This window comes from Cupriavidus sp. SW-Y-13 (assembly GCF_009793345.1).
GTDB lineage: Bacteria > Pseudomonadota > Gammaproteobacteria > Burkholderiales > Burkholderiaceae > Cupriavidus.
In genome coordinates this window covers 1,236,218-1,256,564 of the sequence record NZ_WHLX01000002.1, presented here as the reverse complement: position 1 = coordinate 1,256,564, position 20,347 = coordinate 1,236,218, and the positions used below count along the sequence as shown (strand labels likewise).

General features: G+C 62.7%; 14 protein-coding genes. 12 read left to right on the top strand and 2 right to left on the bottom strand.

Annotated elements, in window-relative coordinates; translation table 11 throughout:
- Positions 1–66: 66 nt before the first annotated feature.
- Together GA566_RS21315 and GA566_RS21310 are read left to right on the top strand one after the other, a co-directional pair.
- A complete protein-coding gene (locus GA566_RS21315) occupies positions 67–804 on the top strand; it encodes a hypothetical protein (protein ID WP_144198219.1) in 738 nt (245 codons plus the stop codon).
- Entirely contained in the window at positions 794–3,232 is a 2,439-nt protein-coding gene (locus tag GA566_RS21310) for a transposase family protein (RefSeq protein ID WP_144198220.1), read from the top strand. The genes GA566_RS21315 and GA566_RS21310 overlap by 11 nt, the downstream gene beginning before the upstream one ends.
- A gap of 224 nt (positions 3,233–3,456) precedes the next feature.
- Here GA566_RS21310 and GA566_RS21305 read toward each other — a convergent pair whose 3' ends face one another.
- Positions 3,457–4,461, bottom strand: coding sequence for a LacI family DNA-binding transcriptional regulator (locus GA566_RS21305; protein ID WP_370459337.1), 1,005 nt, complete (start codon positions 4,459–4,461; stop codon positions 3,457–3,459).
- Between the two features lie 233 nt (positions 4,462–4,694).
- Between GA566_RS21305 and hisD the strand changes: the two genes are divergently transcribed.
- From hisD to GA566_RS21255, 10 genes are all read left to right on the top strand, one after another.
- Positions 4,695–6,005 (top strand): histidinol dehydrogenase, encoded by a 1,311-nt coding sequence (hisD, locus tag GA566_RS21300; RefSeq protein ID WP_160473957.1) that lies wholly within the window; start codon positions 4,695–4,697, stop codon positions 6,003–6,005.
- 11 nt (positions 6,006–6,016) lie between these two features.
- Positions 6,017–6,793 (top strand): (S)-sulfopropanediol 2-dehydrogenase HpsO, encoded by a 777-nt coding sequence (gene hpsO, locus GA566_RS21295; protein WP_160474696.1) that lies wholly within the window; start codon positions 6,017–6,019, stop codon positions 6,791–6,793.
- Between the two features lie 117 nt (positions 6,794–6,910).
- Positions 6,911–8,257: an MFS transporter gene (locus GA566_RS21290; protein WP_160473956.1), complete on the top strand. Its 1,347-nt coding sequence runs from the start codon at positions 6,911–6,913 to the stop codon at positions 8,255–8,257.
- Positions 8,258–8,271: 14 nt separating this feature from the next.
- The gene (locus GA566_RS21285) at positions 8,272–9,285 is read left to right on the top strand and encodes an alcohol dehydrogenase catalytic domain-containing protein (RefSeq protein WP_160473955.1); all 1,014 of its coding nucleotides are present in this window, start codon (positions 8,272–8,274) and stop codon (positions 9,283–9,285) included.
- A gap of 136 nt (positions 9,286–9,421) precedes the next feature.
- Positions 9,422–9,703, top strand: a complete 282-nt coding sequence (locus tag GA566_RS21280) for a UxaA family hydrolase (RefSeq protein WP_137923741.1) — start codon at positions 9,422–9,424, stop codon at positions 9,701–9,703.
- A gap of 68 nt (positions 9,704–9,771) precedes the next feature.
- Positions 9,772–10,947 carry a UxaA family hydrolase gene (locus tag GA566_RS21275; protein ID WP_160473954.1) on the top strand — a complete coding sequence of 392 codons (1,176 nt, stop codon included), beginning with the start codon at positions 9,772–9,774 and terminating at the stop codon, positions 10,945–10,947.
- Positions 10,947–11,882 carry a hydroxyacid dehydrogenase gene (locus tag GA566_RS21270; RefSeq protein WP_160474695.1) on the top strand — a complete coding sequence of 312 codons (936 nt, stop codon included), beginning with the start codon at positions 10,947–10,949 and terminating at the stop codon, positions 11,880–11,882. Before GA566_RS21275 ends, GA566_RS21270 begins: the two co-directional genes overlap by 1 nt.
- Positions 11,879–12,895: an Ldh family oxidoreductase gene (locus GA566_RS21265; protein ID WP_160473953.1), complete on the top strand. Its 1,017-nt coding sequence runs from the start codon at positions 11,879–11,881 to the stop codon at positions 12,893–12,895. Before GA566_RS21270 ends, GA566_RS21265 begins: the two co-directional genes overlap by 4 nt.
- Before the next feature lie 69 nt (positions 12,896–12,964).
- Complete coding sequence (locus GA566_RS21260; RefSeq protein WP_137923738.1) at positions 12,965–13,978, top strand: tripartite tricarboxylate transporter substrate binding protein; 1,014 nt, start codon at positions 12,965–12,967, stop codon at positions 13,976–13,978.
- Between the two features lie 107 nt (positions 13,979–14,085).
- Positions 14,086–14,826, top strand: a complete 741-nt coding sequence (locus GA566_RS21255; protein ID WP_137923737.1) for a GntR family transcriptional regulator — start codon at positions 14,086–14,088, stop codon at positions 14,824–14,826.
- Here the strand turns inward: GA566_RS21255 and GA566_RS21250 are convergent.
- Complete coding sequence (locus GA566_RS21250) at positions 14,823–20,327, bottom strand: AAA family ATPase (RefSeq protein WP_160473952.1); 5,505 nt, start codon at positions 20,325–20,327, stop codon at positions 14,823–14,825. The two genes, GA566_RS21255 and GA566_RS21250, sit on opposite strands and share 4 nt — an antisense overlap.
- Between the last annotated feature and the right edge of the window lie 20 nt (positions 20,328–20,347).

Genomic DNA, 20,347 nt, shown 5'->3' with positions numbered 1-20,347 from the left:
CGTGTAGTCGCCCTCGGAGTCGACAAAGTGGAAGGTCTATGTCTTGAACTGTTTCCGCAGTACTGCGTGCCCGATCCGCAGTTGATCATGCCCGAGCGCGACGCGCTGGGCAATCTGACGGGATCACGATATGTACCCGGGCGGTTCGTCAATATCCGGAAGCGTCGATTCTCGACGGTCGCGATCACGAATAGTCTGACAGGTACGCAGCGACATGTGTCGCCCGGTGTCTCGCTGACGGCCCTTGACCAGCTTCTGAAGCTCAACCCCTATCTTGTCGAGGCGCGTGGCAACTACGCGGTTGTCAACCCGTTCGCAAAGTTGGGGCGTGCGCTCCCGCCGTTGGTGGACTGCATGCTGACGGTCGAATTGCTCGCCAATCGGGGCCAGCCGCATCTGCATGCGGTTTTTGTCAACGAAACGCGTATGACAAGGGTTCAGACACAGCTTCTGTCGCGCGGCGTCACGGTGGAACTGGTGGCGGACCGATCGGTATCGGCGCTCGCGCTGAAAAATGCCGCACGCTGCTACCAGACGCTGCTCGGGCTCGACATCCGGGCGTTGCGTGCGGCCGCCCAGGCGTTCGCCGGCTTGCTGCTGGAGAACTACGCGTCGTGGCAGGAGGAAGAACTGACCCTGGACCAGTGCCTGGAAAAAATGGAAAAGGTGGCTCGCTGCACAGCTATCGACGCTGCCAATCTGTTTTGCACGGCCCATGCGTATGGCTACCTGCGTGTCGATCCGGCGCATGAACTGCACCCGTATCGATCCCTGATTCTGGAGGTGCCGCATCATGAAGCTTGAACCCTTTCCCTTCGAGTCGTTCAAGTCCACCGTGCGCTGCGATCTGACCGGCGCGGGGGCACGCTGCTATCGCTTCGTGCACGCCGATCCGGACAAAAAAATCATGGCATTTTTCGACCTCGACGACAAGGGTTTTTCCCTAGGCAAACAACTCCTGGTCAAGACCTATGAAGAGCTACAACGGTTGCCCGACGAGGCTGTGGCAATCGTACCGGATCCATTTCCCCCGATAACGATTGAGCTGACCGACGACGCCAAGACGCAGGCGGCGATTCGCCAGAAAAAAAAGAAGGCGCCGAAAAGGGAGGGCGACTGGGTGACCCGCTGGAAAAAGATAAAGGGCCTGGTGTCGCGCGAACATATTGACTGGTCGCTGCTTGGCGATCACGGGTTTGGTGACCTATATGTCGACCCCCTGTGGCGACATGAGCTGATTGACCTGCTTATCGCGGACTCAGAGACGAAGCGCTATGAGGTCGAACGCGTGTTGGGGATCTACCTCCGCTTCGGGGGAACCTACGACGCGTTGCGACCGAGGACACAAGCCTGTGGCAAGCGAGGCTTTCCAAAATGGCAGCTTGCGGAGGCAATGAAGTCCGGACGACCTTATAAAGATCCGATTCTTCGGGGACGCGCGAACTGTCCTCGCACCAATCGTGCCGATGCCTTCTGGATCAAGCGTTTGCGGGAGGCGATTGACGGGATCGTCAAGGAGTACGACGCCGAAGCAGCTAAACGGGTTCGCGACCGGGGCTTCTTTCTGAATTACTTCTATGTGAACTGTTGCTATTTGACAGAATTAGAAGATGGGACCCGCATTCCCGTTGATGAGGCGACCATTCCCAGCCCACGCGCGCTTATCTATCACCGGGACTTGCTCCTCCTCGAGTATCCCACCCTAAAGCCGCTCGTTGGTGCGCTGAACGGTGCCCGAGGCGGCAGCGGCAAAGCCCTCACCTTTGGAGTGTTGGACACCGCGGATCTGGATGGTACGCTGCTCCCCGAGGCGTGTCTTGTCGTGGCCGATGATGACAGACACGATGTCACGCCCGAAAACTGCCGGTACTGTGGGCCGGCGACCATCATGCTTGGCATCTGCCGCAAGAGCAATGCTTACGCGGGGTGGCTAGTCACTGCCGGGGAGGAGAGCAGGGAGCACTATCAATATTTGATGTACAACATCCTGACTCCGCATGACGAGCGGCTGCGACAGCTCGGGCTGGATCCCGCCGACTATCCTGGCATTGTCAACGGGCAGTTCGACCAGATCGTGATGGACCGCGGTCCTGGCGCTTCGCACAAGATGCTGGACTGGACCGTCGATGGTATCAAGATCGATGTACGTCTGACCCGGGCTGGAGCCCCGCAGGACAAGGGCGGCATCGAAGGGGGCATCGGGCGAGTGAAGCAGGCGATGCGCAGCGACGGAACCTTGCGTGCCGCCGGGCCCATGGGAGAGCTGTTGCGTGCCAAAATTCTGGAGCGACTGAAGGCGCTGCCTCCCGGGGTGGCCACGGTGAAGTCCATCCAACAGGCGGCACAACGCAAACAGCGCAAGCGCGACTCGAAAGAAATACTCCTGATTACGCCGAAAGCGCTTGAGATTGTCGTGATCGAGGTGATCAACAAGTTGAACCTGAAGCGGAGCCGGAAGCCGACAGTTCTGGACGAGCGGATGTTTTTGGCCCATGTCGAGCCGATCCCGGCGCGCTTGCTGGCGGAACATCAAATGCTGCGTCGGGGCAATGCGGCGCTGGTCCGACGGCCCGTCGACCTGCTCGCGTCGATCATCGAGCCCCGGTATTGCACCGTGGAAGGCGGCAAGATTACGGTTGGAAAATTGTCCTATGGGAGTCCTTCCAGCGTGCCAGAAGGGGACGAAGGGGCCCGCGCCTTGCTGCAATACGGTGGGTCCCTCGCCGCTCGCGGCATCGACGCGAAAACGGCCAAGATCGAGGTCTATGTCAAGCCCTACAAGAATGTAGTCTGGTGGCGGCGGGGCGAAGGGGACTGGTTGCGTCTCGCGCCGACTGTGGAGTCGGCCGAGCACTGCAACCCGAATCGAGATTGGATTGAGATTCAGGCATTCGAGTCTGGCTGGAACCGGGACGAGGAGGCGGCCAGGCTGAAGGCACTGAAAGAGCTAATCAGCCAGAAGCCGAAGCCGGCAAAAAAGTTGCCCGCAGAGATGGTGGACGAGCTCGAGAAGATCAGGGATGCGCAGCTCGCGGCATGGCACGGGCCGGCGCCGGTCGATAGAGATGCCCGGAAGGCCTTGCAACAGGACGAGAAGCAAAGACGCCATGAGGCCGCTAGCGCAGCCGCAGGCGTTCCAGACACTTCGCCCCTGTTGACGGTGCCCGCCGAACAGAATACTTGGCGGACGAAGGGTCGTTCGCTTAAGGACTACCTCGCAGACGACGATTGAGGGCTATGTTAGACATTTTCTCAAACATTATTGTCATCGGGCCCAAAGCGACATGCGACGCACATCCGGTGGGTGAGGGCAGCAATCGTGCGCTAAGTTGCTGATCCACAGAGTATTTTTGAATTCTCCATCTATGTTGTACGAATTTCTCAATCTTTGTTGTATTGCCACAATTGCCAGCCGTCCGGTGGGTGATCGGAAGCATTGAGTTTGCCGGTCACAGCTTAACGCGGTGGTGCCGTGGTGCCGCGCTCGATCAGCGAGATCGGCATCTCGGTCCGTCCCGGCTCGACGCCATCCTGTAGCCAGCGCAGCAACGCAATTGCGGTTTTTTTCCCCAGCAGGCTGCTTTGCAGGCCCACCGTGGTAAGACCTGGCGCGATCTCGGCGGAGATCGGCAAGTCGTCGCAGCCGACGATCGACAGTTGGGACGGGACGCTGATACCGAGGGCAGTGGCTTCGAAGAGGCATCCAAGCGCCAGCACGTCGTTGCCGCAAAATACAGCGGTTGGCCTGGTCGGGGAATTACGCAGGATGTCTTGCAGTCCGGCGCGTCCACCGGCGAAAGAGTAGGGCTGCTCGCATGCAGCTTGTGGCGGTAACTCGGCGCGCAAGGCGCGCAGCGCGGTGACAAATCCCTCTGTGCGCAATCGAGCGCGGTCGTTGTGCCGTGCAATCCCGGAAATCATGCCGAAATGACGGTGTCCCAGGTCGAACAGGTATCTGGCAGCCAGTGCGCCGATCTCGAAGTTGTCGAATCCGATGCAGGGAAGCGCGTTGGACAGCGCCCAGGTGACGATGGTGCGGGTTTGTGATTGCTTGAGTATCGAGAGCGTTTCCGGGGCGTGGTCGGCGCCGACCAACACCATGGCATCGACGGCTCGCTCTGACAGGGCCCTCACGACATCGGTTTCCGTATTCGAGTCGTAATTGTGAGACCCGAGAAGAAGCTGATACCCCGCAGCGGCGAGCACTTCCTGCATCCCCTGGATGGCGTGCGAGAAGATGGCGTTATCGAGAGTGGGCACCACAGCCGCAATGGTGTGTGAGCGTCCCGAGGCCAGCGTCCTGGCCGACGCATCGGGAACATAGCCCAGCGCATCGATCGCGTCGCGCACGCGGGCCAGCGTATCTTCCCGCACCAGCGAAGGGGAGGTGAGCGCCCGCGACACGGTCGCGGTGGAGACTCCCGCAAGTTTCGCTACATCCTCCAGTCTTGATTTCGGCACTTCATGGCTCCGCCGTCGAATGCTGAATTGTGACCCATATGCGCCGGGGTATGTGCCACTCACCGCCATTGTGTCTGTTGGCAAGTCTGCGGGAATACCCTTCCTTGCGCCCTGCGCACCGTCTTCTATCCTCCATGTAAGCGCTTGCATTGCATTTCACAAATGTGTTCGTAAGCAGCTTTATCCAGAAATGAAAGCGCTTACATCATCGAAAAAGACGGAGACTACCTGAAATGATCGTGTACCTGAAAAAAGCGGAGAAGACGCCACAGACGGAAGCGGCCGCTGCACAAAAGGTTGTGACCGAGATGCTTGGCGAAATCCAGGCGCGCGGAGAGAGTGCGGTCCGCGACTACGCGAAGCAACTGGATAGCTGGTCCGGCGACATCGTGCTGACGCCCGATCAGATCCGGCTGCAAACGCGCGATGTACCTGCCGCAGTTCGCGCCGACATCGATTTTGCGATCCGCCAGGTGACAGACTTCGCGGTGGCGCAACGCGAATCGTTGCAGGAGTTTTCCGTCGAATTGCACCCGGGCGTCATCGCCGGGCAGCGCGTCTTGCCCGTGAATGTGGTCGGCTGCTACGCACCGGCAGGGCGCTATGCCCATATCGCGTCGGCCTACATGGGTGTGGCAACAGCCAAGGCGGCCGGCGTGAAAACCGTGGTGGCATGTTCGAGCCCCTTCCGTGGCCAGGGTATCCATCCCCATGTTCTCTACGCGTTCCAGGCCGCTGGCGCGGACGTCATCATGACCCTGGGCGGCGTGCAGGCCATTGCGTCGATGGCCTACGGCCTGTTCACCGGCAAGCCTGCCGATGTGGTGGTGGGCCCCGGCAACAAGTTCGTTGCGGAAGCCAAGCGCACGCTTTACGGACAAGTGGGCATCGATGTGTTCGCGGGCCCGTCGGAAGTCGCTGTCATTGCCGACGACAGCGCCGATGCAGCCATTGTCGCGAGCGACCTCGTCGGCCAGGCGGAGCACGGCCATGAATCGCCTGCCTGGCTGTTCACCACTTCGCGCGCGCTGGCCGAACAGGTCATGGCGTTGGTGCCTTCGCTCATCGACAAGCTGCCGCCCACTGCGCGAGATGCGGCCACGGCAGCGTGGCGCGACTACGGCGAAGTCATCCTCTGCGACGGCCGCGAGGAGGTGGTGGAGATCTCTGACCGCTATGCATCCGAGCATCTGGAAGTCCATACCGAGGATCTCGACTGGTGGCTGGCCAACCTGACATGCTATGGCTCGCTGTTCCTGGGCGAGGAAACAACCGTGGCGTTCGGAGACAAGACCAGCGGCCCCAACCATGTGCTGCCGACCAAGGGCGCCGCGCGCTATTCGGGGGGCCTGTCGGTACACAAGTTCATGAAGACGCTGACCTGGCAGAAGATGACGCGCGAGGCGGCGCGCCAGATCGGACAGGTCACCGCACGCATCTCGCGGCTCGAAGGCATGGAGGCGCATGCACGCACTGCGGACGATCGCATGGCAAAGTACTTTCCCAACGCGCGCTTCGAGATGGGCACGCCCGTCGAGGTCTGATCGTGAGCCAATTGACCATTGCAGCCGCGCGGCCGGCACCTGATCTTTCGGGGCGCCAGGCGCTGGTGACGGGCGGAAGTTCCGGTATAGGTGAAGCCATCGCCGTGGCACTGGGCACGTGCGGTGCGCGTGTGATTCTGGCGGCCAGGCGGCGGGCACAACTCGACGCCGCGGCGGCACGGCTCGATGCCCAGGGCATTGCGGTCGATACCTTCCCGTGCGACGTTTCCGATCTCGACACCATTGTCGCGACGGCCGACGGACTGCAGCGCAAGCATGGAGCGATTGATATCCTGGTCAATGCGGCCGGCATGAATTTGCGCGAGGCGTTTGGCGCCGTCACCCCGGCATCGTGGCGCCTCCAGCTCGATACCCACCTGGGCGCACCGTTCTTCCTGACGCAAGCGCTTGCACCAGCCATGAAGGCCCGGGGTTGGGGACGCATACTGAACATCGCATCGCTGCAGTCCTATCGGGCGTTTGCCAACAGCGCGCCCTATGGCGCAGCCAAGGGAGGCATTGTCCAACTCACACGCGCCATCGCCGAGGCGTGGTCGAGCCATGGCATCACCTGCAATGCCATCGGACCAGGTTTCTTTCCCACTGCACTGACGGGCCCGGTCTTCGCAGACGAGTCGCTCGCACAGCACCATGCAAGCCGCACGTGCGTGGGGCGGAATGGCGAACTCGTGGATCTGCATGGCCTCGCGGCATTCCTTGCCAGCGACATGGCGGCCTACATTACCGGACAGACCTTCATGGTGGATGGAGGATATACGGCCAGATAGCGCACGCAAACCATCCGATGACGGCGTGCGACGCGCACGTGGCAGCCGTCTGAAAGCCCGAGACAGAGCGCGGCAGGAAAAGCGCGCCACCGGGCAGAGACTTCACAGGAGACAAGCATGAGGAAGCAGACAACGGCGCCGCATTCCGCAAAGGACGCGCGACGCAAGCTGCGGCAAGTCGTCACGTCGAGCACCATCGGCGCGATGGTGGAGTGGTACGACTTCTTTCTGTATGGCGTGGTGGCCGGCCTCGTATTCAACAAGCTCTACTTCCCATCGAGCGATCCGATGGTTGGCACGCTGCTGGCCTACACCACATTCGCGGCGGGATTCGTGGCGCGTCCGCTGGGTGGCATCATCTTCGGACACTTCGGAGACACGCTCGGGCGCAAGAAGATGCTGGTGCTGACGCTGATGATCATGGGCGTGGCTACCACTGCGATTGGTCTCATCCCCACCTACGATCAGATCGGCGTATGGGCGCCCATTCTGCTGCTGGTATGCCGGGTGGCGCAGGGCATCGGACTGGGCGGGGAGTGGGGCGGGGCCGTCCTGATGACCTTTGAAAGCGCGCCGGCCAGACGCCGTGGCTTCTTCGCAAGCCTGCCACAGACGGGCATGTCGCTTGGACTCGTCCTGGCCAGTGGCGTGATTGCCGTTCTGTCGTTGCTCCTCTCGGACGAGGACTTCCTGGCCTGGGGATGGCGCATCGCTTTTCTTCTCAGTGCGGCGATGGTGCTGATCGGCTCCTACATGCGTACCCACGTGGAGGAGTCGCCGGAATTCGCAGCCGCGCAGCACAGCCGCGAAAAAGCGCCCGGCCTGCCATTCATGGTCATGCTGCGCCGCTACCCCGGCGTCGTGATGGCCTGCATGGGCGCGCGGTTTATCGACGGCGTCTTCTTCAATGTGTTCGGCGTGTATTCGTTGTCGTATCTGACGCAGACGCTGAAGCTGACGCGAGACCATGCGCTGCTGGGAGTGTTGATTGGCGCCTTCGTGATGACCTTCTTCATTCCCCTGTGGGGCGCCGTCTCCGACCGCGTGGGCAGGCCAATTGTCTACGGCACCGGGGCGCTGCTGGCCGGGCTGTCCGCGTTCCCGGCGTTCTGGCTGATGCAGCATTCCGGGGGCAACGTGTGGTTGGTCTGGGCCGCCATCATCATTCCTTTTGGCATCTTCCATGCCGCCGTCTTCGGGACGATGTCCTCGATGTTTTCGGAAGTATTCGATCCCAGTGTGCGATACACGGGCATCTCGTTCGTGTATCAGTTCGCAGGTGTCTTTGCGGGAGGACTGACCCCCATCATCGCTACCTGGCTGAGTGCCAAGGCCGGCGGACAGCCGTGGTACCTGTGCGCCTATGTGCTGGCGATCGGCATCATGAGCGCGGGCTGCACGATGTGGATTGCCAGTCGCGCCTCGCACGGCGGCGCGGTCGGATTGGAACCGTCGAAAACCTGATGAAGAGAAAATCCATGAAAGCCATCGTTTACACACAGCCCGATGCCGTCGCAATGCTGGATCGGGACATGCCAGCGCTGGTGCCTGGCGAGCTTCTGCTGCGTATTGATGCGAGCGGAATATGTGGCTCGGACCTTCACGCCTATCACGGGCACGACCCGCGCCGCAAACCTGGCCTCGTCCTGGGCCACGAGTTTGCAGGCACCGTCGTCGCTTCGTCCGACGAATCCCGCATGCGCGTGGGGCAGCGCGTCACGGCGAACCCGCTTATTACCTGCGGCCATTGCGACTATTGCCTGCAAGGACGAGACAACCTCTGCGCAAACCGGGGCATGGTCGGCATGAACCGGCCCGGGGCGCTCTCGGAGTATCTTGCGATCCCCATACGCTGCGCGATTCCCATCCCGGACGCCATGGCAAGCGTCAGCGCAGCGTTGACCGAGCCGGCGGCCACGGCGCTTCATGCCGTCAACCTGACCATGCGCGCCATGTCCCGGCCATTGCCCGAGGCCCGTGTGCTGATCATCGGGGGCGGGGCCATCGGGATGCTGACGGGGGCGTTGGTCAGTGCCTACGGATGCCGGCATTTGTGCATCGCGGAAACCAATGCGCTGCGGCAAGCCTCCGTTCGCCGCCATCTGGGGTGCGATGTCATCGATCCCCTGGCCGATGCACCCGCCGATTCCAGCTTCGACGTGGTCATCGACGCCGTGGGTGCGGCGCCTACCCGCAATCTCGCCATTGCAGCCATACGACCCGGGGGTGTGATCATGCATATCGGGTTGCAGGCGTGGTCGAGCGAGATCGACATGCGAAAGCTGACGCTGGCCGAGATCACGCTACTTGGTACTTACACCTACACGATGGCAGACATGCACGCCACGGTGCGAGCGCTGGAGGCCGGCAGTTTCGGGGCGCTGGATTGGGTGGAAACCCGCGCGCTGTCCGATGCGCCGGCGGCGTTTGCCGACCTTGCTGCGGGACGCGTTGCCGCCGGAAAGGTCGTGCTGCTGCCGGAATTCCACTGAGTTGAACACCGGGGCACGCCCGCACGGGTGCCCCGGATTTTTTTGCCCATCCAACTCATATATATGAGCTAGTTGACATGGATGAATTCAACGCCTACGATGGTTTCACGCTTGACCCACACGAAGGAGACAAAAAATGATTCACGTCGTACTGCATGACGCCAAGGACACCGTTGCGGTGGCTGTGGTCGAAGGGATCGAGCCGGGCACGAAGCTCAACGCCTGGATCATGGATGAAGACAAGGTGGTGACGGTGACTGCGCTGCAACCGATTCCCATTGGGCACAAGGTGGCGCTGCGCGACATGGCGCTGAACGAAACCGTCTACAAGTACGGCATCGACATTGGCAAGGTCGTCGCGCCCATCAAGGCTGGCGAACACGCTCACGTGCACAACATCAAGACGAAGCGCTGGTAAGTCGCTACGTCCCGCACGTCAGTCCATCGCGATTCCGCTCCCCCTTTCCAAGACTCTGAGGACCCGTCATGTCTGTCATCGATCAAAACACCACGTTCTGGGGATATCGCCGCGACAATGGTCGCGTCGGTGTTCGCAACCACGTCATCATCCTGCCGCTGGACGATCTCTCCAACGCTGCGGCAGAAGCCGTTGCGGTGGCCATCAAGGGGACCATGGCGATTCCGCACCCCTATGGCCGACTCCAGTTCGGTCCCGATCTGGACCTGCACTTCCGCACGTTGATTGGTGCAGGCAGCAACCCGAACGTGGCCGCCGTGGTGGTGATTGGCATCGAAGATGGCTGGACCAAGAAGGTGGTTGACGGCATTGCCGCAACTGGCAAGCCTGTGGTGGGTTTCGGCATCGAAGGCCATGGCGATCACAACACCATCATGCGTGCGTCGAAGGCCGCCAAGGAATTCGTCCAGTACGCCACGGCGCAGCACCGTGTGGAATGCCCGATCGGCGACCTGTGGATCTCCACCAAGTGCGGCGAATCGGATACCACGTCGGGCTGCGGTGCGAACCCCACGGTTGGCAATGCGTTCGACAAGCTTCATCCGCTGGGCACGACGCTGGTGTTCGGCGAAACCTCGGAGCTGACCGGCGGCGAGCACATCGTGGCCAACCGCTGCGCGAACGACGAGGTGCGTCACAAGTTCATGGCGATGTTCGAGCGCTACCAGGGCATGATCGACCGCTGGAAGACGTCCGACCTGTCGGAGTCGCAGCCGACCAAGGGCAACATCGCCGGTGGGCTCACCACGATCGAAGAGAAGGCGCTGGGCAACATCCAGAAAATCGGCAAGAAGTGCACCGTCGATGGCGTGCTGGACAAGGCGGAAGAGCCGACCCATCCGGGCCTCTGGTTCATGGATTCGTCGTCGGCCGCCGCCGAGATGGTGACGCTGTGCGCCGCCGCTGGTTACGTGGTCCACTTTTTCCCCACCGGGCAGGGCAACGTGATCGGCAACCCGATTGTTCCGGTGATCAAGCTGTGCGCCAACCCGCGCACCGTGCGTCTCATGAGCGAGCACATGGACGTGGACTGCTCGGGGCTCTTGCAGCGCGAACAGACGCTGGACCAGACCGGCGACAAGCTGCTCGAATGCATGATGGCCACCATCAATGGTCGCTGGACGGCTGCCGAGGCACTCGGTCACCGCGAGTTCGTGCTGACCCGCATCCACGAGTCCGCATGATGAAGCAGATCTGCATCAGCGAGTTCATGGACTCGGCAGCGGTGCAGACCCTCACCCCGGGTTTCGATGTGCGATACGAACCGGGGTGGGTGGACCAGCGCGCCGATCTGCTGGAAGGACTGGGCGGTGCGCACGGACTGATCGTGCGCAATCGCACCCAGGTGGATGGGGCGCTCCTGGACGCGGCCAGCCATCTCAAGGTGATTGGGCGGCTGGGCGTGGGTCTGGACAACATCGATGTCGATTCCTGTCGTCAACGCGGGATTCGCGTGATCCCGGCATTCGGTGCGAACGCGCGATCCGTTGCCGAATACGTGGTGACCACGGCTGCGGTGCTGCTGCGCGGCGCCTATCTGTCCACGGCGGAGGTAGCCGCCGGAAAATGGCCACGTGCCCGGCTGTCCGATGGCAGGGAAGCGCTGGACAAGACGCTGGGCCTTGTGGGTTTCGGCGATATCGGCAGGCGCACGGCGGCATTGGCGCAAGCCTTCGGCATGCAGGTGATCGCCCATGATCCGATGCTCTCCGCCGATGATCCCGTATGGCGTGCGACGGGCGTGCGCTGCGTGGCGCTTGACGAACTGCTGGCCCAGGCCGACGCAGTGAGCTTGCATGTGCCGCTTGTCGATGCCACGCGGAATCTTCTCGATGTGGGCCGTCTGGCATCGATGAAATCCGGCGCGGTGCTGATCAACACCGCCCGAGGTGGCGTGGTGGATGAGGCGGCATTGGCCGATGCCTTGCGTGCGGGCCATATCGGCGGTGCTGCGCTGGACGTATTTGGCAACGAGCCGTTACCGGCAGGCAGCCCACTGGCAAACGCGCCCAACCTGATTCTGACGCCGCATATCGGGGGCGTCACGCAGGAAGCCAACGCGCGGGTGTCGATGATGATCGCCAATGAAGTACGCAAAACACTGGAGGCCAGCACATGACTCTTGTTCGCCTGGACGCCCTGGCGCGTACGGCAACGGCTGCCTTGCGCCGTGCGGGTGCAAGCGAGGCGCAAGCCTCGGCTACGGCCTCGGCGCTGGTACGTGCAGACGCCGTAGGGCTGCCATCGCACGGTGTCTCGCGCATTCCCATGTATGTGGCGCACCTTCGTCATGACCGGGTTGACGGTCACGCGGAGCCAGTTGCCAGCGTCCAGCGCGCAAGCTCGCTTCTGGTCGATGCGGCCTGCGGCTTCGCGTTTGCAGCGTGCGATCTCGCCGTCAAGGAGGCGATTGCGTGTGCGCGTGTGACGGGAGTGGGCGTTGCTGCCGTGACCAACAGCCATCACTTTGGCGCTGCGGCGTTGCCGCTGGAGGCGGTTGCCGAAGCGGGCATGGTCGGCATTGCAATGGGCAACTCTCCGGCTGCGATGCCTGCATGGGGCGGCAAACGCCCGCTTTTCGGCACCAACCCGATCGCGGCGGTGTTCCCACGGCGCGGCAAGCCGCCGGTCGTCATCGACCTGTCTCTATCCGAGGTGGCGCGCGGCAAGATCATGGTCGCGGCAAAGCAGGGAAAGCCGATCCCGCTGGGCTGGGCGCTGGACGAAGCCGGCCAGCCAACCACGGACGCGAAGGCAGCGCTGCGCGGGTCCATGCTGCCGGCAGGCGGCGTCAAGGGCGCGATGCTGGCGCTCATGGTCGAACTGCTGGTCACATCGCTGGCCGGTGCGCAGTTCGGTGCGGAAGCCGATTCCTTTTTCGACGACGCAGGGAATCGACCGCGCATTGGCCAGTTGTTCCTGGTGCTGGACCCAGGCGCGTTTGCAGGAAGCGCGGCCTATGCGGAGCGTGTCGAAGCGCTGCTCGGTGCCATGCTGGACGACGATGGCGCGCGCGTGCCAGGCGAGCGGCGGCATCGCGCCCGAATGGAAGCGGCAGAACGCGGAGTAGAAGTACCAGAGGCGTTGTGGAACGAACTACGCGCCTTGGCAGGAGAGTCCATCGAAGCTTAACGTAATCCCACATCCGTACAGCGGCTAGCCTGCGCAAAGACAGGCTGACGACCACAAAGGAGACAACCCATGCATCGACGCTTTCACCTTGGTACGCGCAGAGGCATCTGCTGTGCGTTCGCGACGTTGGCAGTGATCACTACCCTGGCGGGGCCGCGAACCGTGGCCGCGGCACCGCCGGATGTCATGGCGAGTTATCCGGACAAGCCGATCCGGTATGTGGTGCCGTTCGCCGCTGGCGGACTGACGGACCTCATGGCGCGTACGGTTGCCCAGCAACTGACGGAGGAGTGGAAGAAGACGATCGTCGTCGAGAACAAGCCTGGCGGGAATGCCAATATCGGCGCGGACCAGGTTGCCAAGGCGCCTGCCGATGGCTACACGTGGCTGGCGGTAACGCTGACGCACGCGTCCAACGTCACGCTGTTTCCCTCCTTGCCATTCAGCATGCAGAAGGATCTGCTGCCGGTCGTGCGGGTGGCATCGTCGCCCATGGTGGTTGTGGTGCCGGTCAACTCTCCGATCAAATCCCTGAAGGAGCTGGCGGCTGCCGCGCAGAAATCCACGTTGAATGCCGGTTCCAGCGGGAATGGCACGCCGCCCCATCTGACACTGGCGCTTTTCGAGAGTCAGAGCAAGGCCAACATGACGCATGTGCCGTACAAGGGTGGGGCGCCATCGATGACGGACCTGATTGGTGGGCAGATCGACGTGGTGTTTTCCAACTTTCCCGAGTCGCTGGCGTATGTGAAGTCGGGCAAGCTGCGCGCCCTGGCTGTCACGACGCGCGAGCGCCATCCCTTGCTCCCGGACGTGCCCACCGTCGCGGAGGCCGGATACCCAGACCTGATCGTCGAGAACTGGACTGGCCTGATGGTGCCGGCGGGCACGCCACGACCCATCGTGGAAAAGATATCGGCGTCCGTGGTGCGCATGCTGGCATCCGATTCGGTGCGTCAACGCATCACGGCCGCCGGTTTCACACCGGCTCCGCAAGGCGGACCGCCGTTTGCGGAGTACTTCGGTACGGAGGTGACCCGGTGGGCCAAGGTCATCGAAGAGAAACGTATCCGCGTGGAATGACTTCGGCTGCCCGGCGCAACTTCAGTATCATGCAGGTTATCCATATGAATTGCGCCCGGCCACCGACCAGTGCCTTCGCAGCCGCATAACTTGAGGATATTTCCAACGTGGGTTCCAGATTCGACGCTAGCGCTTCCATTGGTGGCGTTCTCTACAAGGATGTGAAGCGGGCCCTGCTGGCCGCGCTCTCGGAAGGCGAGTGGAAGCCGGCCGAGGCGATTCCGTCCGAGCGCAGGCTGATCGAACGGTTCGGCGTTTCCGTCGGGACATTGCGCAAGGCGATCGACGAGCTGGTGGCGGAGAACATCCTGATTCGCCACCAGGGCCGGGGCACGTACGTGGCAACGCATCGGATGGAAGACCACTTCTTCCGGTTCTTCCGCGTCGTGCGCCAGGACGGACACCGGGACTATCCGACCGTGCGTCTTGCTAAATTCCGCCGTGCCAAGGCGGACAAGGCTGAAGCAGCCGCTCTGGGATTGTCGCCGGGGGATGCCGTGTTCCGGTTCTCCAACGTGCTTTCGCTGGAGCGCACACCGGTCATGATCGATGACATCGCAGTGCCGGTCGAAAGATTCCCGACCCTGACCGAGGCGCGGCTTCGCGAGCGTCCGAATACGCTCTACAACTTCTACCAGGACGAGTTCGGCATCAACATCATTCGTACGGACGAGAAGCTCCGCGCGACGCTGGCGAACACGGAGGATGCCGAACTGATGGGCGTAAAAGAGGGTAGCGCCTTGCTACAAGTCTTGCGCGTCGCCTACTCCTATCATGATGAGCGTATCGAGTATCGGGTATCCAAGCTCAATACGACTCACCACGAATTTACGTTCTCGCAGCCTTAGGAAGGCGAATCGTCCTGCCTCCCAGGCACAATGAATTCGACCACCGCACCGCGCGGCTCATTGGGGCTTGCCCATAGCCGGCCGCCATGGGCGTCGATGATCGAGCGGCAGATCGAGAGTCCCATCCCCAAGCCGGTGGGCTTGGTGGTGTAGAACGGATCGAATACCCGCCGGGCACCTTCCTGGCCGAAACCGGGGCCCGAGTCGCGCACAGCGACGTGCACGCCGGCGCCTTCCTCCACACGCGTGATGATCTGAAGGGTCCGGGCACCGTCGGTGGTCGTGCCCATCGCTTCCAGCGCATTCAGGATCAGATTCAGCAGCACCTGCTGCAACTCCACGCGATCGCCTTCGACGCTGGGCAGGTGTTCTGCGAGTGCGATCTCCACCGAGGCACCACTCTTGCTGGCTTCTCCGTGCGTGAGCGCGACTACCTCGCGGATGGCCGCGTTGATGTCCACGGGGGCTTTCCGCGGCGGCGCCTTCTTGATCATGCCGCGTATCCGGCCGAGCACATCGCCGGCGCGGTTTGCATCCTTGACGATGCGGCCCAGCGCTTGTACCGCTTCGTCGACATTGGGCGGTTGCGCGCCCAGCCATCGCGTTGCAGCCTGCGCGTTAGTCAGGGTGGCTGCGATGGGCTGGTTGACTTCGTGCGCAATCGACGCCACGAGCTGACCCATCGTCGATACGCGGTTGGCATGCGCCAGTTCCGTCTGCACCTCGCGATAGCGCCGCTCGCTTTCGCGGAAATTCTCTTCCGCCTGCTTGCGTTCGGTGAGGTCGAGCACGAAGGCCACCCCTTCGGTCCGGTTGCCGTCGAAGGTAGCCAGGCCGACGATGACCGGCACGCGGCTGCCATCCTTGCGGATGTACTCCTTCTCGAAGGGCTCGGCGCGGCCGGTTTCCCTGGCCGCCGCCTGCGCACGCGCGTTGAGATGCTGGAACTCCGGAGGCGTCAGCGCCTGCCACCGCACCCGGCCCGAGACCAGATCGTCGCGGTCGTAGCCCACCATGCCAAGGAACACGTCGTTGGCTTCGCGGACACTGCCGTCCACATCCCACACAACGATGCCGATGATGTTCGACTCCACCAGACGCAGGATCTTGGCTTCCCGCGCGGCGATATCGCGGTAGAGCCTGGCGTTCTCCAGCGAGTTGGCGGCTTGCGCGGCCACGAGCCTGAGCACGGCAATCCGGGCCGGGCTGAAGGCACGCGGCGCCAGGTTGTTCTCCAGGTAGAGCACGCCGGTAAGCTTGGCGTGGCTCATCAGCAGCAGGCACAGTACCGATCGCACGCGATGCTGGCGGATGTACGGATCTGCCGCGAACAGCGGATCTGTCAGCGCATCGTCGAGCGCCACGTGCTCATGGGTGCGCAGCACATGGTAGAGCACCGACGCCGGCAGCGTGGCCGCGCTCACGGGCATGTCGTGGATGCGCAGGGCGATACCGTTGGCACCGGTGGTGGCTTCCGCGGCAATGCGGTGCGCATCCTCGCCGGACAGGATCAGCAGACCCCGTTCCGCGCCCGCCTGCTCGATGGCCGTGCGCATCACCATGTCGATCAGTTCGTCCAGGACGATGGCCCCGGAGGTGGCTTGCGACACCTTGATGACCGTGGCGAGGTCCAGATGCTCGACCGGCGCTGCCATCGTGCTGGTAGGGCGAAGTGCGGCGGCCTCCGTGCGCAGGTGCGGATGGGCCGCTTCGAGCTGCCGCACCTTGCCATCGGCGCCCCAGCGCAGATAGGCGTAGCGTGCATCCTGCCGATACACGCGCGCGATCTTTTCAAGATGCCGCTGCGCAAAGAAGCTTGCCGCGAGTTCATTGGCCAAGGCTTCGATATGGATGAACCCGTTCTGCCTTGCCGTGTCGATGGCCTGCTCGTACAGCAACTCGGCATCAATCAGGCGGCCTTCCAGCCGGGCAATCTCGGCGCCTGCCAGCATCGTGTGGCTGGCGAAGTTCTCCGGGCAGAGTGCTTCCCAGATGCGTAATTCCCCATGATGGGCGACCAGTGTTGCCAGATGCTGCTGGCGCTGATTGGCCGGTGTGGTATCGCACAGCGCAGCATGGGTCAGCGCGGCATAAAAGTGGTACTCGGTTTCTTCGAGAAAGCCGTGCGCGGTCCAGAGCAGCCCTTGCACCTTGGATGCGGCATCCAGGGCCGCCGCAAGGTCGCCAGCGAGATAGCGCGCCTGCAGCTTGCGAACCCAGTACCAGCACGCCGCAATCTCCAGTGACGGCTGCGCCAGGTGTTGCTCCGCATGCGCTTCGCTGTATTGTTCGTTGTCCAGGCTACCGAATGCCGGCGTAGCGCCGCGGAGCATCCGGATCAGTGCAAGCTGGCTTTCGAGAAATTCGACGACGATGCCGAACTGGACTTTCCGGGCAAATGCCAGGCCGAGTTCAGCTTCGCGTTGCACCTCGGGCAGCGGTTCGCCGATGAAGAGCAGGTTCGAGACTAGGCAGTTGCAGGAGAACGCGCCAAACGGAATGTCGCCAATCCGGCTGGCTGTGTCGAACACGTGGCGCAGTTGATCCAGGCAGCCGCGCAACGGTTGCGTCCAGTGGGCGACAAAGATCGAGAACGAATGCCGTGTACTGGCTTCGTAACGTTCAAGGCCACGGCGCTCCACCAGCTCGCGGCCGAGCCGGCCGAAGGCGAATCCGGGTTGATAGTCGCCAAACAGCCGTCCGGCAAAGCGGGGAAAGTTGGTGTACGCCACGCAGGATGCATCGCCGTGTCCGTGTGCAAGACTCAAGTTGATGGCCTTGCAGATCGTCAGGCACGCGAGATTGCTGTCGGTGAGCACCGCCGGCGCGAGCAGTGTGGTGAGCGCATCCACGGTGGCCAGCACGTCTGCGTCCTTCATCGGCGGTAGATCGATCAGGTCCTCGATCTGTCGGTCGCCCAACCTTGCAAAGATGCCGTCGTACTCGCTGCGTACCATGGCGCCATCGGGATGGGGTGACCACGCGATGCCCACGCTGCGAAGAAAGTCCAGGCACGCGGCCACAGCCGTATCGCATCGGGCAAGAATCAGGTACAGGTTCATCTGCCAGCATGCCACGCGCGCACGCTCGACCGTGGTGATGGCCCGTCTGGACAGCGCCGCCAGCCGTGCTTCGGCGCGCGGCAGTTGTCCCGTCAGGAACTCGCACTCGGCACGGTCCAACTCCAGCGCGAACATCAATTCATGCTGGTGTTCCCAGCATTCGTCACGTAAGAGTTCGGCACCCGTGGTGACATAGGCGAGCGCCGAGCCGTAGGCGGTGGATGCCTTGGCGCGCCGTCCGGCCACCAGATTGAACGCTGCCAGTTGCTCCCGCTCCGGCCATTCGGTGATCAGCGTCGCGCCGCGATTGAGCTGCCCGACGATGTCGAAGATTGCTTCCTCGTGCCGCGCTGCCGGAATCCGTGCAGCAAGCAAGCGGCCAATCCGCAGATGGGCTTCCGCACGGGTGTCTTCCGGAATCAGCGAGTAGGCGGCTTCATGCACGCGGTCGTGTACGAACGCGTAGGCATCGTCCTGCCGTTCGAGCAGTTCCTGGCGAATGGCTTCCCACAATACGGCATGCGTCTGTGTATCGTCGGTACCCAGTACGGTCGATAAATCCGACAGATCGGCGGCGTTGCCCAGGCAGGCCAGTTGCTGCAATGCCTGCTGCGTCTGTGCCGGCAGGCGGGCCAGCTTGCCGACCATCAGGTCCACGATGTTGTCGGTGTAGCCCTTGGCGTGAATGCGATCGGTCTGCCAGCGCCAGGCGCGCGCGTCATGGTCGAACGTTAGCAGGTCTTCCTCGACCAGGGCCTGCAGGAACTGGAGCACGAAGAACGGATTGCCGCCGGTCTTTTCTTCCACCAGTTGCGCCAGCGGCGCGATGTGTTCGGGGTCGCGATGCAGTGCCTCCGCAATCATCTGCTGGATGTCGGCGGTGCCCAGCGGCGCCAGCGTGATGTCCTCGATCCGGCCGCCCGCGCTGCGGATGGCCTGCAGCTTGCGCGACAGCGGATGAGATGCATCCACTTCGTTATCGCGATAGGCGCCGATCAGCAGCACGTGACGCAGATCAGGGTCCGTCAGCAGGCTCTCGATCAGGTCCAGCGTGGCCGCATCGAGCCACTGCAGATCGTCGAGGAAGAGGGCGAGCGGATGTTCCGGCCGGGCGAACACGCCGATGAAGCGACGGAACAGCAGCAGGAAGCGGCGCTGCGCCTGCTGCGGCTCCAGTTCCGGCACCGGCGGCGGCTCTCCGATGATCAGCTTCAGTTCCGGAATCAGGTCTGTCATCAGTCGCGCATTGGGGGCCAGCGCTTCGCGCAACGCGTCACGCCAGGCGGCGAGTTCGGCATCGGGCTTGCCAAGCAGTGACCGCACCAGGCTTCGAAATGCCTGCACCAGCGTAGCGTAGGGGATGTCACGCTTGTACTGGTCGAACTTTCCGGAAGCGAACAGGCCGCGCGACGCTACCAGCGTCTTGTGCAATTCGTTGACCACCGATGACTTGCCAATGCCGGAATATCCAGAGACCAAAACCAGTTCCGGCACGCTGCTCTGCACGACGCGCGCAAAGGTGGCGCAGAGCCGGTTGACGTCGCGCTCGCGACCGTACAGTTTCTCGGGAATCAGCAGGCGATCCGGCGTGCCATGCTCGTCCAGCGGAAAATCGTCGATGCGGTGCTGACGCTGCCAGTCCGCCAGGCAGCGTTGAAGGTCGTGCGCCACGCCCGCAGCCGTCTGGTAGCGATCCTCCGCAGTCTTGGCCAGCAGCTTCATGACGATGTTCGACACCACGGCAGGCACGTTTGCGCGCAAGCCGGGCGGCACCGGGGTGCGGGCGATATGGCAATGCACCCATTCCATCGCGTCGGTTGCCGTGAACGGCAGCGCACCGGTCAGCATCTGGTAAAGCGTGACGCCCAGCGCATAAAGGTCGCTGCGGGAATCTATCGAGCGATTCATCCGGCCTGTCTGTTCCGGTGCCATATAGGCCAGCGTGCCGGCGATCGTCTCGGGCGGTTGAGGCGCCTGCCGTTCGCGGGGCAGGCGTGTGGTGAGGCCGAATCCGGTCAGCCGCACGTGGCCGTCGGCGCAGTTCACCAGGATGTGGGTGGGCTTGAGATCCTTGTGAACCAGGCCATGCTGGTGGAGCTTGGCGAGCGCTGCGGCAATGCCGACGGCGGTGCGCAGGAAGTCTCCGGTATCGATGGGCGAGCCGACCAGCCGGGACAGCGGTTCGCCGCCCGGGTCTTCGAGCGTCAGCACAGTACGGCCATCGGCGCGCGTCAGCTTCAGCGGACGCACCGCCCACGTGGCATCGAGCGCGTCTTTCAGGCCAAACTCGTGAGCAAAGCGGGCCAGGCTGGCGGGCAAGGGGTGCTCGGTGGCGGAATGCGCGTAGAGGAAATAGTGGTCGCTGCCTTCTGCCTGATCCGGCCCGCGCGAGAAAACGCGCTCCCCGTCATCCCATAGAATCTGAAGTCTCTCGCCCATCGGCACCGTCACCCTGTATC